Annotated in this window: 14 protein-coding genes; 1 reads left to right on the top strand and 13 read right to left on the bottom strand. The window is 30.5% G+C overall.

What is annotated here, in order from left to right; genetic code table 11:
• Positions 1–101: 101 nt before the first annotated feature.
• The 11 genes from mtaB to E5347_RS00415 form a co-directional block, all read right to left on the bottom strand.
• Complete coding sequence (gene mtaB, locus E5347_RS00465) at positions 102–1,406, bottom strand: tRNA (N(6)-L-threonylcarbamoyladenosine(37)-C(2))-methylthiotransferase MtaB (RefSeq protein ID WP_136003470.1); 1,305 nt, start codon at positions 1,404–1,406, stop codon at positions 102–104.
• A complete protein-coding gene (locus E5347_RS00460) occupies positions 1,406–2,161 on the bottom strand; it encodes an RsmE family RNA methyltransferase (RefSeq protein ID WP_136003468.1) in 756 nt (251 codons plus the stop codon). The genes mtaB and E5347_RS00460 overlap by 1 nt, the downstream gene beginning before the upstream one ends.
• A gap of 19 nt (positions 2,162–2,180) precedes the next feature.
• Positions 2,181–3,122, bottom strand: a complete 942-nt coding sequence (gene prmA / locus E5347_RS00455) for a 50S ribosomal protein L11 methyltransferase (protein ID WP_136003466.1) — start codon at positions 3,120–3,122, stop codon at positions 2,181–2,183.
• 173 nt (positions 3,123–3,295) lie between these two features.
• On the bottom strand, positions 3,296–3,793 hold the full coding sequence (tpx, locus tag E5347_RS00450) for a thiol peroxidase (protein ID WP_136003464.1): 498 nt from the start codon (positions 3,791–3,793) through the stop codon (positions 3,296–3,298).
• A 144-nt stretch (positions 3,794–3,937) separates the two neighbouring features.
• Complete coding sequence (locus tag E5347_RS00445; protein ID WP_136003463.1) at positions 3,938–5,488, bottom strand: nitrite/sulfite reductase; 1,551 nt, start codon at positions 5,486–5,488, stop codon at positions 3,938–3,940.
• A 371-nt stretch (positions 5,489–5,859) separates the two neighbouring features.
• Positions 5,860–6,987 carry a molecular chaperone DnaJ gene (gene dnaJ / locus E5347_RS00440; RefSeq protein ID WP_136003461.1) on the bottom strand — a complete coding sequence of 376 codons (1,128 nt, stop codon included), beginning with the start codon at positions 6,985–6,987 and terminating at the stop codon, positions 5,860–5,862.
• Positions 6,988–7,078: 91 nt separating this feature from the next.
• Complete coding sequence (gene dnaK / locus E5347_RS00435) at positions 7,079–8,929, bottom strand: molecular chaperone DnaK (RefSeq protein ID WP_136003458.1); 1,851 nt, start codon at positions 8,927–8,929, stop codon at positions 7,079–7,081.
• Between the two features lie 51 nt (positions 8,930–8,980).
• Positions 8,981–9,625, bottom strand: a complete 645-nt coding sequence (grpE, locus tag E5347_RS00430) for a nucleotide exchange factor GrpE (RefSeq protein WP_136003456.1) — start codon at positions 9,623–9,625, stop codon at positions 8,981–8,983.
• Positions 9,626–9,643: 18 nt separating this feature from the next.
• Positions 9,644–10,675: a heat-inducible transcriptional repressor HrcA gene (gene hrcA / locus E5347_RS00425; protein WP_136003454.1), complete on the bottom strand. Its 1,032-nt coding sequence runs from the start codon at positions 10,673–10,675 to the stop codon at positions 9,644–9,646.
• Positions 10,676–10,859: 184 nt separating this feature from the next.
• Positions 10,860–11,993 carry a radical SAM family heme chaperone HemW gene (gene hemW, locus E5347_RS00420; RefSeq protein WP_136003452.1) on the bottom strand — a complete coding sequence of 378 codons (1,134 nt, stop codon included), beginning with the start codon at positions 11,991–11,993 and terminating at the stop codon, positions 10,860–10,862.
• Between the two features lie 612 nt (positions 11,994–12,605).
• Complete coding sequence (locus tag E5347_RS00415) at positions 12,606–12,875, bottom strand: hypothetical protein (protein WP_136003450.1); 270 nt, start codon at positions 12,873–12,875, stop codon at positions 12,606–12,608.
• 133 nt (positions 12,876–13,008) lie between these two features.
• On the opposite strand from E5347_RS00415, the gene E5347_RS00410 reads away from it, so the two are divergent.
• Positions 13,009–13,917 (top strand): patatin-like phospholipase family protein, encoded by a 909-nt coding sequence (locus E5347_RS00410; RefSeq protein ID WP_136003448.1) that lies wholly within the window; start codon positions 13,009–13,011, stop codon positions 13,915–13,917.
• A gap of 275 nt (positions 13,918–14,192) precedes the next feature.
• On the opposite strand, the gene lepA is transcribed toward E5347_RS00410, so the two are convergent.
• Entirely contained in the window at positions 14,193–15,998 is a 1,806-nt protein-coding gene (lepA, locus tag E5347_RS00405; RefSeq protein ID WP_136003446.1) for a translation elongation factor 4, read from the bottom strand.
• Positions 15,999–16,121: 123 nt separating this feature from the next.
• The gene (locus tag E5347_RS17005; protein ID WP_207670443.1) at positions 16,122–16,811 is read right to left on the bottom strand and encodes a hypothetical protein; all 690 of its coding nucleotides are present in this window, start codon (positions 16,809–16,811) and stop codon (positions 16,122–16,124) included.
• Positions 16,812–16,819: the final 8 nt, after the last annotated feature.

Raw genomic sequence — 16,819 nt, 5'->3', positions numbered from 1 at the left:
ATTGAGGTTGAAACTCAGCGAACTGAGTTTCTGAAATCAAGTTTTTATAATTTAGCTTTAGCTAAATTATTTCCTTCATTCTACATTATTAATTCTACATTTTACATTAATTTTGCTATTCCGTATTCTTCTTTTGCTTCAGTTATTTCTATATCTACTATTTTACCAGTAACATCAGCACAAGTACAAGGCACATGTACTTTGATATAGTTTCTTGTATATCCTTCATATACTCCAGGCTCATTCTTAAGCTCTGTTTCTACTAAAATATCCATTTCTTTACCGATGTACTTTTCTATAAATTCTTTTTCATTTTTATTGCTTAATTCAATTAAAAGCTTACTTCTTTTTTCTTTGATAGTTCCATCTAATTGGTCTGGCATATCAGCTGCCTTTGTTCCCTTTCTTGGACTATATTTAAATACATGAGTTTTGGTAAGCTTAATGTTCTTTAAGAATTCATATGTTTCATTAAATTCTTCTTCTGTTTCTCCTGGAAAACCAACAATTACATCAGTAGTTATTGAAACATCAGGTAAAGTTTTTCTTAGAAGCTCAACTGACGCTGCATATTCTTCTGCAGTATATCTTCTATTCATTCTCTTAAGAGTTGCATTACAACCACTTTGAAGAGATAAATGGAAGTGAGGACATAACTTTTTAAAGCCTTTAATCTTTTCAATTACTTCAGGAGTAAAGAAAGCTGGTTCAATTGAACCTATTCTGATTCTTTCAATTCCCTCCACCTTTTCTATTTCCTCTATAATATCAATTAAATTAACATTGCCTTCTAAGTCTAGTCCATAAGAAGCTGTATGAATTCCTGATAAAATAATTTCTTTAAATCCATGTTCAGCTAATTTATTCACTTCTTCTATTACCTTTTTAGGATCCTTTGAACATACAGAACCTCTTGAATAAGGTATTATACAGTAAGCACAAAATCTATTACATCCATCTTGAATCTTTAAGAAGGCTCTAGTCTTATCTTGGTACTCTTCTATATTAAGTTCTTCAAACTTTTTATTCTTTAGTACACCTTCAACATGAACTTGAGATTTCCCCTCATCTCTAGCCTTGTTTACATAATATACTACATCACCTTTATTTCTAGTTCCAAGAACTACATCAACTCCAGGTATTTCAGCAACTTCTTTTGGAGCTATTTGAGAATAACATCCAACTACTGCTATAATAGCATCTTCATTTAATCTTCTTGCTCTACTTATAATTTGTCTAGATTTTTTATCTCCCATATTAGTTACTGTACATGTGTTAATTACATATACATCAGCTACTTCACTTGCTTCTACAACCTCATAGCCTTCTCTAATAAATTTTTCTACCATTGCCTCAGATTCATATACATTAACTCTACATCCAAGAGTTGAAAATGCAACTTTCATTATTTACTTCCTCCTAAATCTCCAAGCTCATATTGAACTAAAGAAGTAGCCACAAAACCAGCTGTTTCAGTTCTTAAGATTCTACTTCCTAAAGTTACTATATAAGCACCATTTTCTCTTAGCTTATTTATTTCCTCTAATTCAAATCCACCTTCTGGACCAACTAATATTCCAACAGTTTTTATACTAGATATATCAATATTTTCATTATTAAACAGTGTTTTAATTCCGAAATTTTCAGCATTTTCATAAGGAACTATAACTAAATCTAAGTTTTTAAGATTATTTAAAGCTGTATCAAAATCCACTGGTTCTAAAACCTTTGGAATTATACTTCTTTTACTTTGCTTTGCAGCTTCTAACGCAATCCTATTCAATCTATCTAGCTTTTTAAAATCACCCTTAAGCTTTATATCCACTCTATCTGTTAAAGTAGGTATGAATTCTGCAATTCCTAGTTCAGTCCCCTTTTGAACTATTAAATCCATCTTTTGAGCCTTTGGTAAACCTTGATAAAGATAAATCTTTATTGAACTTTCATTATTGATTTCTAACTTTTCTTCAATATTTAAGATTACTTCTTGTTTAGTTATTTCTTTTATAGTCGCTAAAAACTCTTGACCTTCACAGTTGTTTAAGACAATTTGATCCCCTTCATTTAGCCTTAATACTTTATATAGGTGCTTTACATCATCACCTAAAATTTTACCTTGATTATCTATTATATTTTCTTTAGGAGTAAAAAACTTATGCATTGAAAACTCTCCTTAAAACCTATTTTACTTTGGCAACTATACAGTTCCATTCCCCATCTTTGTTTATTTCAACAACTTCAAAGCCAGTTTCCTCTAACTTTTTAGTAACCATATCTACCCTATCATGAATTATTCCAGATGTTATAAAGTAACCATCATCTTTAAGTACTCTCTTTACATCTTCTGTTAAAATACATATAACTTCAGCTATAATATTGGCAACTACTATATCTGCTTTTCCATCTATCACTTCTACTAAGTTTCCATATAAAACTTCTATATTATCTAAATTATTATAACCTACATTTTCTTTAGCTGATTCAACAGCTACTGGATCTAAGTCAACTCCAACTGCTTTCTTAGCACCTAATTTAGCTGCTGCAATTGCAAGTATTCCCGAACCACATCCTACATCGAATACTACGCTATCTTCCTTAACATAGTTTTCTAATGATTGAATACACATTCTAGTAGTTTCATGAGTACCAGTTCCAAAAGCCATACCTGGATCTAAAACTAATACTAATTCATCATTTTCTTCTTTATATTCTTCCCATATAGGTCTAACTACTATTCTTTCTCCTACCTTAGTTGGCTTATAATATTTCTTCCAATTATTAGCCCAATCTTCTTCATACATCTTTTCGCTTTCAACTTTAGCTTCTCCTAAGTCTAAGCCAATTGATTTTAATTCTTCAATTTTTTCATTCACATAATTTAATATATTTTCTATATCATCTTCTTCAGCAAAATATGCTTTAACAACAGCTACTGCGCCTTTATGTTCTAAAACATTAATATCAGCAAAATCCCAAGTTAAAGGTCCTTGCTCTCTTTTTAAGATATCATTAGGATCCTCAATTGCAACTCCTTTACAATCTAATCCATAAAAAATGCCTGAAACTGGTTCTAGAGCTTCACTTTTAGTAATTACTCTAACTTCAATCCATGTTCCTTCCATTAAATAATCAGTCCTTTCAGATATATTTGACTAATTTAATATTTTACACTTATGTTAAGTTTCTGTCTAGTATTGTTTTACCTCTATACTTCATTAATTAAAGCAAAAAATTAAAGCTGTAGTATTAGCTGTTTATTCAACAGTTAATACTACAGCTTATTATAAACCAGAAATTATTTAGCTGCTTTAGCCGCTTCTAAAATCTTTTCATAGCTTGGTTCGTTAGTCATTTCTTCTAAGTATTCAACAAAAGTTACATTGTCATTTGAATCAACTACGAATGATGCTCTTGTAAGTAATCCTAATTCCTTAGCATAAGTACCTGTAGCAGCTCCAAAACTTCTATCCTTATAATCAGATAAAGTCTTTACTTTTTCTACTCCTTCTAAAGCACACCATCTACTTTGTGCAAATGGTAAATCCATTGATACAGTGTAGCAAGTAACCCCTTCTAAAGCATCAATTTGCTCATTGAACTTCTTAACTTCCATATTACATACTGGTGTATCGATTGATGGAACTGTTAAGAACACTCTAACTCCCTTAGAATCTTTTTCTGTAAACTCTCCTAAATCATTAGTAGCAACTTTAAAACTTGGTAATTTATCTCCAACTGATACAGTTTTTCCTTCTAACGTAATTGGTGAACCTTGAAATTTAACAACTGTCATTTTTATTCCTCCTAAATTAAAACTTCTATTTTATCTTTTCCATATTTCTCATAAAATAATATATTTTTATTATACTGCTAATAATTATTATTTGCAAATATTTCTTATTTAAAAACTTCAGTGTTAATTTAAGATTATTATTAATTAAACAGAGTATTCTTCTACTAAGCCCTTAAATTCATCTGCCTTATTAGTTAAATATTCTTCAAAGCTTACCCCACTTTCTTCAACCTTCTTAGAAAGCCTAAATAAAAATTCAGGAATTCTGCTGCTTTGTATATCTGCATAAGGTTCTCCGAGCCTAGTTTTTTCAACTCCATAGGCTCCATTTACAAATAAAGTAAAGCATTCTTCAACTGCATCTCCAACTCTCTTTTTCTTACCTGTAAAACCTATTCCACTTATTTGATGTACTCCACAAGAGTTTCCACATCCTGAGAAATGTATCTTAGGTAATATATCTAATCTACCATTATTGTCCTTGAAGTAATTAAGAACATCATGTAATGTTCCTTGGCTATTACATAATCCAACTTGACACGTTGGTACTCCTATACAAGAAACACTTTGTTCAAAATCAGTTTTAGCACTCATTTCTTCAGTCAACTTTAGTAGTTCTTCGGCTTCTGTACCATTTAAATTTCTAAAGTACACACCTTCACTCATTGAAAGTCTTATTTCAACATCTTCAAATTTTTCAATTAAATCTAGAATAGCTCTTAAATCTTTAACTAATAACTGACCACCGATTGGATGTAAATAAACACTATATAATCCTTCTTGCTTTTGTTCAACTAATCTTGAATTTTCTACATTAGTTTTTATTCCTTTTTTATTATATACTTTAGGTTTAACTTCAATTGCTAAACTCTTGTCATTCTTAACTTCTTTAACATGTTTTTCATAACAATTTAAAAACTCTTCTTCACCTAATCTCTCAACTATATATCTAACACGTGCTTTATTTCTGTTAGTATAGTCACCTTCATCCATAAATAGTCTTACCATAGCTTCAACGTAATATAAGACTTCTTTTGGTTCAATTAACTCTCTATGCTTAACAGCTTTTCTAGGATTTTGACCAAGTCCACCACCTAAATACACTTCAAAATATTCCTTACCATCCTTATTTACTGCAAGGAATCCTAAATCTTGTACAGTACAGTGTGCTTCATCCTTTTCATTACTTGAAAATGAAACTTTAAGTTTTCTAGGTAATTTATATGTATATATTCTTTCTAGAAAATAATTTCCTACCTCAACTGCATATGGTGTAACATCAAAGGCTTCATCCTTTTCCACACCTGATAATGGTGAAATAGCAACATTTCTAGGAAAATTTCCACCCGCTCCTCTAGTGTAAATATTATTATCTAATGCTTCTTTCATCAAATCACAAATTTCATCTATTGATAATCCATGAAGTTGAATTGCTTGACGAGTAGTGAAATGAATTGTTTCTAACCCATATTTTTGAGTAAACTCGTATACTTTATTCATCTCTGAAACATTAGTTATTCCAGAAGGAATTCTAAGCCTTATCATAAAGTCTTTTCCACCTTTATGAGCATAAACTCCGAATCCACCTGAAGCATGCTTAAATTGCATTAAATTAAGTTCTCCGTTAATAAACTGATGTCCTACTTTTCTAAATCCTTCGATTTCTCCATATAAAACTTCTTTTAACTTTTCCATCTTCCACCTCTTATTATGTATTGCTAACTTAAATTATATCACTAATAGTAAGGTTCTATTTATAGTTTATTCTTATATATATCATAAGCTTTTCTTATCTTCCACCTTATGTATTATTCATTTCATCTTATAGCTTATGTATTATAAATTATTTTAAACTAATAATTTAATTATTTAACCCTATCCTATTGCTACCATTTCTAACCCTCTCACAGCTAAGCACTGCTACGCGCCTAAATTATTTATTATAACCTTCAGATAGAGTAGATATCCTGCGCTCTGTGAAAAAATAAAACCCACCAAATTTCTCTAGAATTAATGTCTAAAGAAATATTAGTGGGTTTTAATATTAAACTATATTTTCTAAACTTCTATTTAAAAAGGTCCTTTAATCCCTTCTTATGAGTTGTCTCTCCAACTTTTTCTCCACAAGCTTCCATAAATGCTCTTAAAGCATCTTTTTGCTTGTCATTTAAAGTCTTAGGAATATCAACAATTACCTTAACATATTGATCTCCTCTTCCTGATGAGTTAACTCTTGGAACACCTTTTCCTTTAAGTCTAAATAATGTACCTGATTGAGTTCCTGCTGGAACACTATATTTAACATCTCCATCTACTGTTGGAACTGTTATTTCTACTCCTAAAGCTGCATTACCCATAGAAATATGAGTATCATAGTAAATATCATTACCTTTTCTTACAAACTTCTTAGAAGGAGAAACATTAATTCTTACATATAAATCTCCTGGAGGCCCATCATTAGTTCCATGATCTCCTTGACCTCTTAAAGGCATAACATTTCCAGTATCAACACCTGCTGGAATATTAACCTTAATTTTTCTATTCTTTCTTACATGACCTTTTCCATGACAAGTAGTACAAGGTTCTTCAATTATACTACCACTTCCACCACAGTTATTACATGTTGTAGTACTAACAAAACTTCCTAACGGAGTTTGTCTTTGAGTTCTTATTTGTCCTGTTCCACTACATGTAGGACATGTTTTCTTAGATGTACCAGCCTTTGCTCCTGTTCCTCTACAAGTTTCACAAGATTCACTTCTATTTATTGCTATTTCTTTTTCAACACCAAAAACAGCTTCTTCAAAGGTTAAGTTTACAGTATATTCTAAATCTGATCCCCTTTGTGGGCCATTTCTTCTTCTGCCGCCGCCACCGCCGCCGCCAAAGAAGCTTTCAAAGATATCTCCAAAGCCACCCATATCAGAAAAGTCAAAGCCACCAAATCCACCTGATCCAAATCCACTGCCGTCAAAATCAACTGTTCCAAACTTATCGTATCTTTCCTTTTTCTCTGGATCTGAAAGCACTTGATAAGCTTCGTTTATTTCTTTAAATTTATTTTCAGCTTCTTTATCGCCTTGATTTTTATCAGGATGATATTTTATAGCAAGCTTTCTAAAGGCTTTCTTAATTTCTTCATCAGAAGCTCCTTTTTCAAGCCCAAGGGCTGCATAATAGTCCTTATTTGCCATCTATTTTTCACCACCATTTTAAACTTTACAAAAGGGAAGACGACTTTTGCCTTCCCTCATATATTATATATCTCTGACTAATAGGTTACAACTATTTATCGTCTTTAACTTCAAAATCTGCATCTACTACATTGTCATCATGTGGAGCTTCACTAGCGCCTGCACCACCCATGTTGTTTGGATCGAATCCTGCACCTTCTGCTCCATTAGCATCTTGATACATCTTAGAAGAAATTGCATAGAATTCTTTATTTAATTCTTCCATAGCATTCTTAATTGCATCTAGATCTTCGCCATCTTTAACCTTATTTAATTCATCTAACTTAGCTTGAACTTTAGCTTTTTCATCAGCAGATACCTTATCTCCTAATTCTTCTAAAGCTTTAGCTGTTTGATAAGAAACTTGATCTGCGTTATTCTTAACTTCTATCTTTTCTTTTCTCTTCTTATCTTCTTCAGCAAACTTTTCAGCTTCCTTAACAGCCTTTTCTACTTCATCATCACTTAAGTTAGTTGAAGCAGTAATAGTAATATTAGCTTCCTTATTTGTAGCCTTATCTAAAGCTGAAACCTTAACTAATCCGTTAGCATCTATATCAAATGTAACTTCGATTTGAGGAATTCCTCTTGGTGCTGGAGCAATACCTGATAGTGTGAATCTACCTAAAGTCTTGTTATCAGCTGCCATTTGTCTCTCACCTTGTACAACGTGAATTTCAACTGATGTTTGACCATCTGCTGCAGTTGAGAATACTTGACTCTTCTTAGTTGGTATTGTTGTATTTCTTTCGATAAGTGGAGTTGCAACTCCTCCTAAAGTTTCAATACCTAATGTTAATGGAGTAACATCTAATAATAATACATCCTTAACATCTCCTGTTAATACACCTGCTTGAATAGCTGCACCTACAGCAACACATTCATCTGGGTTAACTCCCTTTGATGGTTCCTTACCAGTAAAGTTTTTAACTGCTTCTACAACAGCTGGTATTCTAGTTGAACCACCTACTAATATTATTTTATTAATATCGCTTAATGAAAGGTTAGCATCTGCTAATGCTTTCTTCATTGGCTCTATTGATCTTTCAACTAAATCATGAGTTATTTCGTTAAACTTAGCTCTAGTTAAGTTTAAGTCTATATGCTTTGGACCTGTTGCATCAGCTGTAATAAATGGTAAGTTAATGTTTGTTTGCATTGATGATGATAACTCAATCTTTGCCTTTTCAGCTGCTTCTTTTAATCTTTGAAGAGCCATCTTATCATTTCTTAAATCTATTCCATTTTCAGCCTTAAAGCTTTCTGCTATAAAGTCCATTACTCTTTGGTCAAAGTCATCTCCACCAAGTTTAGTATCCCCATTAGTAGATAATACTTCGAATACACCATCTCCAAGTTCTAGGATAGATACGTCAAAAGTACCACCACCTAAGTCATAAACGAATATCTTTTGGTTAGTATCCATTTTGTCTAATCCATAAGCTAAAGCAGCAGCTGTTGGTTCGTTTATTATTCTTAAAACTTCTAAACCAGCAATTCTACCTGCATCTTTAGTTGCTTGTCTTTCTGAGTCATTAAAGTATGCTGGAACTGTAATTACTGCTTGAGTTACAGGTTCACCTAAGTAAGCTTCCGCATCAGCTTTAATCTTTTGAAGTACCATTGCTGATATTTCTTGTGGTGAATGATCCTTACCATCTATAGTTACCTTATAGTTAGTACCCATATGTCTCTTAATTGAAATTATTGTTTTATCTGGATTAGTGATCGCTTGTCTCTTAGCTATTTGTCCTACTAATCTTTCTCCATTTGCTTGGAATGATACTACTGATGGAGTAGTTCTTGCTCCTTCTGAGTTAGAAATTACGACTGGTTCTCCACCTTCCATAACAGCTACACAAGAGTTAGTTGTTCCTAAATCAATTCCTATAATTTTTCCCATAATTTATTTCCTCCTAAAATATATATTTAAGTTAGTAAAATTTCTTTATTATTAATTAGCTACCTTTACAACAGTATATCTAATTATCTTTTCTCCTCTTTTATATCCCTTTTGGAATACTTCAGCTATGGCATTAGCACCATAATTTTCATCTTCAATGTGCATTACCGCTTGATGCAAGTTTGGATCAAATTCTCCAGTAGCATCAATTTCTTCAACGCCTAATTTTTCAAAAGAAGTATTAAATCCTTTTATAGTCATCTCAATTCCCTTTTTAATATCTTCAGCATTTCCTTCTACTTGAACTGCTCTTTCTAAGTTATCTAATACTGGAATCATTTCTTTTAATACATCTGTACAAGCATCTGTATAAATACTTTCTTTTTCCTTAGCTGTTCTTTTTCTATAATTTTCATATTCAGCAGTTAATCTAAGAAGTCTCTCCTTTAAAGCTTCAGCCTCATTACTTAATTTCTTATTTTCATCTTTTAACTTACGCATAATATCTAATTCATTTTCCTTATCATTATTTTCTTCATTTTCGTCTAGGCTTTCTGAATCTTCTAGAGTATCTGAAGTTTCATTAGTTTCTGATTCAGTATTAGCAGTTTCTTCAGAATTAAGTTCAGTTTCTTGTTGTGCTTCAGCTTCTAAAGTGTTGTCAACTTCTTCTAAAATATCTTTGTTATCTTCCACAAAAACACCTCATCTCTCTTATTCTATAATTTGATTTCTTAAACTCTTATTAAGTTCTTTCATAACTTGATTCATTATGGCAACCACTTTAGAATAATTAATTCGTTTAGGCCCTATAAGTCCAATACGTCCTATAGGTCTGCCATCTAAGGAATATACTGCGGAAATAATTGAACAGTCCTTTGCTTCTGGAAAATCATTTTCTTCACCTATTCTTATAGTAATATCATTCCCAGGTTCAATTAATTCTAATAAATTTTCTTTGTCATTTATTAATGATAATATTTCCTTTGCCTTTTCTATATTGTTGTATTCAGGATAATTAAAAATATTAGTTGCCCCTTCAACAAAAACCTCATTATTTGATGTTTCCTTTAATGTTTCATATAAAGCTGGAAGTATTCCATTAAAAACTTCATCAAAACCGCCTAATTCCTTTTTCAAGTTATTAATAACTTCTAAGTTAATTTCTTCAATAGTTAAATTTCGTAGTCTTGCATTTAATACTAAATTTATCATCTGAATAGTTTCAGCTGTAGGCATGTTATTAACTCTTATTCTATGATTTTTAATAACACCATTGTCTGCTACTATTACTGAAACCAAATTATGACTATCTATTGTAAGCAATTGAATAGATTTTAAGTAACTACTTCTTACAGAGGGTTTCTGTACTACACTAGTTAAATTAGTAAGCTCTGATAATAATGAGCATGCTTGCTTTACAATTTTATCAACTTCATACATAGCAGAATCAATTATATATTCCTTAATTTTAAGCTCTTCATCTTCAGTTAGTCTTCCAAGCTCCATAAGTTTATCAACATATAATCTATACCCTTTATTTGAAGGTACCCTTCCTGCAGAAGTATGTGGTTGCTCTAGATAACCCATTTCTTCTAAATCAGCCATTTCATTTCTTATAGTGGCTGAACCCACTCCTAAGTCATATCGTTTTGCTATAGTCCTCGAACCAACTGGTTCTCCTGTCATGATATAGTCATTAATGATAGCTTGAAGTATTCTTATTTTTCTTTCATCAATAGCCATTATATCACCTCTACCTGTTAGCACTCATCACTCTCGAGTGCTAATGACTACAATATCAATATATTCGTTCTTGGCTTATTTGTCAATTTTATTAATGGATAAAATAAATACTCTACTTTTACTAAGTTAATTTATTTTTATTTTTCTTTATTTTTCTAACTTTTACTTCAAATTTCTATAGACTTTATAATATAAAATCACTCATAACTAAATTGGAAAATTCAATTCCCTTTTCAGTTAACTTAAGCCTATCACCAACTTCTAATAAAAGCCCATTTTCAATATTCTTCTCTATTTCCTTACTATATATTTCATATATATCTGATTTAAATCTTCTCTTAAACTCCTCCTTACTTATTCCTTCTATCATTCTCAATCCCATAAATACAAACTCTTCAATATTGTCTTCTTTAGAATTTTCATTTTCCTCTAGAACTATAGACTTTCCCTCCATAATTCCATCTATATAAGCTTTTACATTTTCAATATTTTTTATCCTCTTACCATCTATAAATGAAGTAGATGCCGATCCAACACCTAAGTAATTCTTACTCTCCCAGTAAACCTTATTATGATAGCACTCATATCCTTCTTTTGAGTAATTAGATATTTCATACTGATGATAACCTTTTGCTTTTAAAATTTCTTTAGTTTCTGAATACATCCTTCTTTCATCTTCCTCTGTGGGTAATATTAATTTATTCCTCTCCCAAAGTTTATAAAAAGCAGTTCCTTCTTCAACAATTAAACTATAAGCAGAAATATGTTCTGGATTTAAATCAGCAATAGTTTCTAAAGATTCCTTCCATTCATCAAAACTTTGATTAGGAAGTCCAAACATTAAATCAACATTTATATTTTTAAATCCAACCTTTCTTGCAAGATTGAAATTCTCCGTAAACTCTTTAAAGGTATGAATTCTTCCTATATCTTTAAGTAATGAGTTTTGAACTGCTTGAAGTCCCATACTAATTCTATTTACTCCGCCTTCTATCATAGTTTTAAGTTTTTCTTCTGCTAAGGCTCCAGGATTACACTCCATAGTAAACTCCATACCTTCTTCTAAATCTAACTTACTAATTGTTTTAAGTAGCTTAGCTATTTCTTTAGTCTCTAGGTATGACGGTGTTCCACCACCAATAAAAATACTTTTTATTTTATAATCAATAGCCTTTTCTTCTATTTCCTTGCATAAAGCCTTAACATAATCTTCTCTTAAGTAATCTATTGAGGCGTAAGAAGGGAAATCACAATAGAAACACTTCTGCTTGCAAAATGGTATATGTATATAAAGGGATAATTCTTTTTTATTTTCCATAATATCAACTCTTTCTTAAATAAATTCTTATTATACTCATTATATCTAAGTTGTAATAAAATGCGAATATAACTTCAAAGATAAATAGACGGCCCATAAGCTAAATGTCTACAAAAAGAAGTTCTAGGCTCGTAAAAGATGCTAGAGCAAGAGTTTTGGTAAAACTGGCTACACTCAGACAAACCAACAACTCTAAGGTCTAACATCTTTTACTTCTAATATGAGCATCTACTTCAGACAAGCTTCAGTAGATGGACTTTCATACTAAGCTCAGTTATCGTTTCACTCAACTTCACTAAGTATTCAATGCCTATTTTTTCACCATATGCTTATTTCACCGTCTATTTATCTTTTCTAGTACATTTAATCATTTTAAAATCTTAAATTTAATTCATATTATTATGTTATACCAATACTTTAGTAGAATTCTCCACGCACTAAACAACAATTATTGAAATTCAGCTCGCCTGAATTTCTTCCTTTAGTAGGCTTGCATCTACAAGTTTAAATTACTCAAGGAGTCTTTAACATATTGTGCGTAGGTCGACTTGGAGCCTGCGACGGAGACAGAGCATAATATGTTAAAGACTCCCACGTAATTTAAAGAACTCTTTATTTTTCTAATAAGTCTACATTTATTATATTATGATGTAAAACATCTCTTTGAACTCTAGTAATCTTAGTATTAATAACTTCACGCTCAAAAGATATCGATAAACTTAATGATAATCCATCTCTATTAACTAGTGTATCTAAATTATTTCCATTCATCTCTATGTTAAATATTCTTCCATCCTTTCTTTTTAAAGTCCCGGTTATTATTCCCTCATTTCTTAAAGACCTTCCCTTTTTCTTTAAATCTCTAATCTTTACTTCTATCATAAACCCACCTCACTAAATTTACTTTACAAATTAAATATATTTTTTATTTACTGATTTAATTACTTATATCTTTATATATCAATAAAAATTTTTTTGAATATTATAATAAAAAATCTTTATTTAGGAGGTTAAATTGAAGAAATTTAGAATACTTGCATTTGATGGTGGAGGTGTAAAAGGTGCCTTAAGCTTAGAAATTTTAAATAGAATAATAATTAAGTTCCCTAATTTTTTAGATTCCATAGATCTTTTCGCTGGAACTTCAACAGGTTCTATAATCGCCTCCCTCTTAGCTAAAGGTTATGATTTAAACCTAATTAATAGTTTATATACTGAAAAGGAATCTAAGAAAATTTTTTCAAAGTCAAGTTTAAATCTAATTAGGCCTAAATTCCAAAATAATAATTTAAAAGAAATAGTAAAAAGTTATTTCCCAGAAAAGTTTTTGATTTCTGATTTTAAAAAATATATTTTTATACCTACCTTTTACTTAGGAGATACAAAAACAGGTTCTTGGTTCCCAGAGTTTTTTACTAATTTACCTAATAGTAAAACAAATAATATTACTGCAGTAGATGCAATTATGGCAAGCTCTGCTGCGCCTACTTTCTTCCCATCTTATAAAGGGTATATCGATGGTGGAGTAATTGCTAATTCCCCCACGGCACTTACTATTTTATCTCTTTTAGAAAGTACTCCTTTATTAAAACCTAAAGATATTACTCTTTTATCTATAGGCACAGGTGATAGCCCTGAAAGAATTAGTGGGAAAACTCATAACTGGGGAATTATTCAATGGTCATTTCATCCTTTCTCAAAAATGAAGTCTCCACTTTTATCCTTATTAATGGATGGAATGTCTACTTTAGAGGATTTATATTCAAAAGAAATTTTGAAAGAAAACTATTTTAGAATAAACCCTAAAGTCCCAAAGTTTATACAATTAGATGACTATAAATTAATTTTTCTTCTAAGAGAAATAGGTAAGTCAGCTAATTTAAAAGATTTATATAAATTTATAGAAAATATATATTTAAAGTAAATTTCTTTGTAACATATTATTATTCATTACTGTATACTAAAGTATATTAACAAAGGTTGATATACTAATACAATTACCACCTTACTCTTATAGTTATCTATCACAAAAGGGCTGTTACAATACTAATTTCAGTACTGCAACAGCCCCTTTAATTTATAATCTTTAATGTACTTTATTCTAAACTACTCAAAATACTTAATTTCGAAAACTCCCATGGGATTTTTTTCATTAATTTTTCATTATTCATTCTTAATTTTTCATTGTGCTATAGCACATTAGTCTACTTTTAATACTGACATAAATGCCTCTTGAGGAATTTCAACTGAGCCCACTTGTCTCATTCTCTTCTTTCCTTCTTTTTGCTTTTCTAACAGCTTCTTCTTTCTTGAAATATCTCCACCATAACATTTAGCAAGAACATCTTTTCTCATAGCTTTAATTGTTTCTCTAGCTATTATTTTAGACCCTATTGCTGCTTGGATCGGAACTTCAAATAACTGTCTTGGTATTATTTCTTTTAGCTTTTCAGCTATTCCTCTACCTTTATCATAAGCTTTTTCTCTTGGTACTATCATAGATAAAGCATCTACAACATCACCATTTAGCATTATATCAAGCTTAACTAACTCAGTTTGAGTATATCCTTTGAATTCATAATCTAAGGATGCATATCCTCTAGTTCTAGACTTTAATGTATCAAAGAAATCATAAACTATTTCATTTAATGGAATATCATAATTTATAGAAACTCTTGTTTCTTCTAGATATTGCATATCAATAAATGTTCCTCTTCTCTCTTGACACAATTCCATTACAGCACCTACATAATCTGAAGGAGCTATTATACTAGCCTTTACTACTGGCTCTTCCATATATTCAATTTCAGTTGCTTCTGGAAGATTAGTTGGATTAGTAAGTTCTAAAACATCTCCATTAGTCTTTATTACCTTGTATATAACTGATGGCGCAGTTGTAATAATATCTAAATTAAATTCTCTTTCTATTCTTTCTTGGATTATTTCCATATGTAATAATCCTAAGAATCCACATCTAAATCCAAATCCTAAAGCAATTGATGTTTCAGGTTCAAAGTTTAGTGCTGCATCATTAATTTGAAGCTTTTCTAAAGCATCTTTTAATTCTTGATATTTAGCTCCATCTACTGGATATATACCTGAATAAACCATAGGAACAGCAGGCTTATAACCTGGTAATGCTTCAGCTATTGGTCTATCCGCTTCAGTTATAGTATCACCAACTCTTGCATCTCTTACATTTTTAATAGATGCAGCAATATAACCAACATCACCTGCACTTAATTCGTTAATAGGAAGAGTTTTAGGAGTAAATACTCCAACTTCTGTTACCTCATAAACTTTGTTAGTTGCCATTAACTTTATTTTACTTCCCGGCTTAACTTTACCATCAAATATTCTTACGTAAGAAACTACACCTTTATAGCTATCATAGTATGAATCAAAAATTAAAGCTTTTAAAGGAGCCTCTTCATCACCATTAGGTGCTGGTACCTTTTCAACTACTGTTTCTAATACATCTTGAATATTAAGCCCAGTTTTTGCTGAAATCATAGGAGCATCTTCTGCTTCTATTCCAATAATATCTTCTATTTCTTGTTTTACTTCTTCTGGTCTTGCTGATTGAAGGTCAACCTTATTAATAACTGGTGCTATTTCTAAATCATTATTTAAAGCTAAATAACAATTAGCTAAAGTTTGTGCTTGAACACCTTGAGTAGCATCAACTACTAATACTGCACCTTCACATGCTGCTAAACTTCTAGATACTTCATATGTAAAATCTACGTGTCCTGGAGTATCTATTAAATTTAAAATATATTCTTCTCCATTAGGTCTTCTATAAATAAGTCTTGCTGCTTGAGACTTTATAGTAATACCTCTTTCTCTCTCTATTTCCATATTATCAAGGATTTGCTCTTCCATTTCTCTTTGAGTAAGAGTTCCTGTGGCTTCTAATAATCTGTCAGCTAGGGTTGATTTCCCATGATCTATATGGGCTACTATAGAAAAATTTCTAATATACTGTTGTCTATTTTTACTCATATATAAAACTATTGCACTTAGGCAAATAGTCACTTCACCCCCATTATAAATTGAATCAAGGTAAATTATATCACAAAGCCTAGGTTATATGTCAATATAAATGTTTATAGTGATACTATTCTTCTAATTTTCTATACTTTCTAGATAATTATTAATAATATTATCTAGTTCCGTATTTTCATTATTGGTACTATTAATATCATTGTTAGATCTATTATTTTCCTTATTATTACTTTCATCTTTAGTAGTACTGTTGGTATCTTCATTAGTACTATTACTATCTTCATCATTTTCATTAGCACTATTTTCTTCATTATTATTTATACTATCTAAATAATTGTCTATAATACTATCAACTGCTTTATTACTACTATTAGAATTATCCCCATCACTATCTTTAATATTACTTTCTTCACTTGCATTATCTTCACTTGAATTAATTGTCTCATTATTATTATCTGACTTTTTATCAAATTTATTTATTATATTATTAAATCCATTGTAAATAAAGCCACCTATATTATACATTTGCTTTGTGACTCTATTATTTAAATCAATTATAAATTCCTTATTTCCAATTTTCACACTTGGATTATTCTCATCATCTTTTGATGTATATATTTTAACTTCTGCATCATCTTTTATAAACTCTTGAAATTCTTCTCCAAACTCTTCTTTTACTAATTCATAATTATCTTCTGTATTTCCCACTGGTGATAAAGCCCTAGTATTTATAGTATTAATTTTAATAAATCCTAAACTTACAATTATAAAAAATATAAAAACTCCTAAAATTACTTTCTTATTAAACAAAATGGCAC

The organism is Clostridium sartagoforme, assembly GCF_004794105.1.
Lineage (GTDB): Bacteria > Bacillota > Clostridia > Clostridiales > Clostridiaceae > Clostridium > Clostridium sartagoforme_B.
This window is presented reverse-complemented; position numbering and strand designations above follow the sequence as displayed.

Coding starts and splice junctions, on each gene's coding strand:
- mtaB (WP_136003470.1), bottom strand. CDS start 1,406: ATGAAAGTTGCATTTTCAACTCTTGGATGTAGAGTTAATGTATATGAA.
- E5347_RS00460 (WP_136003468.1), bottom strand. CDS start 2,161: ATGCATAAGTTTTTTACTCCTAAAGAAAATATAATAGATAATCAAGGT.
- prmA (WP_136003466.1), bottom strand. CDS start 3,122: ATGGAAGGAACATGGATTGAAGTTAGAGTAATTACTAAAAGTGAAGCT.
- tpx (WP_136003464.1), bottom strand. CDS start 3,793: ATGACAGTTGTTAAATTTCAAGGTTCACCAATTACGTTAGAAGGAAAA.
- E5347_RS00445 (WP_136003463.1), bottom strand. CDS start 5,488: ATGGAAAAGTTAAAAGAAGTTTTATATGGAGAAATCGAAGGATTTAGA.
- dnaJ (WP_136003461.1), bottom strand. CDS start 6,987: ATGGCAAATAAGGACTATTATGCAGCCCTTGGGCTTGAAAAAGGAGCT.
- dnaK (WP_136003458.1), bottom strand. CDS start 8,929: ATGGGAAAAATTATAGGAATTGATTTAGGAACAACTAACTCTTGTGTA.
- hrcA (WP_136003454.1), bottom strand. CDS start 10,675: ATGGCTATTGATGAAAGAAAAATAAGAATACTTCAAGCTATCATTAAT.
- hemW (WP_136003452.1), bottom strand. CDS start 11,993: ATGGAAAATAAAAAAGAATTATCCCTTTATATACATATACCATTTTGC.
- E5347_RS00415 (WP_136003450.1), bottom strand. CDS start 12,875: ATGATAGAAGTAAAGATTAGAGATTTAAAGAAAAAGGGAAGGTCTTTA.
- lepA (WP_136003446.1), bottom strand. CDS start 15,998: ATGAGTAAAAATAGACAACAGTATATTAGAAATTTTTCTATAGTAGCC.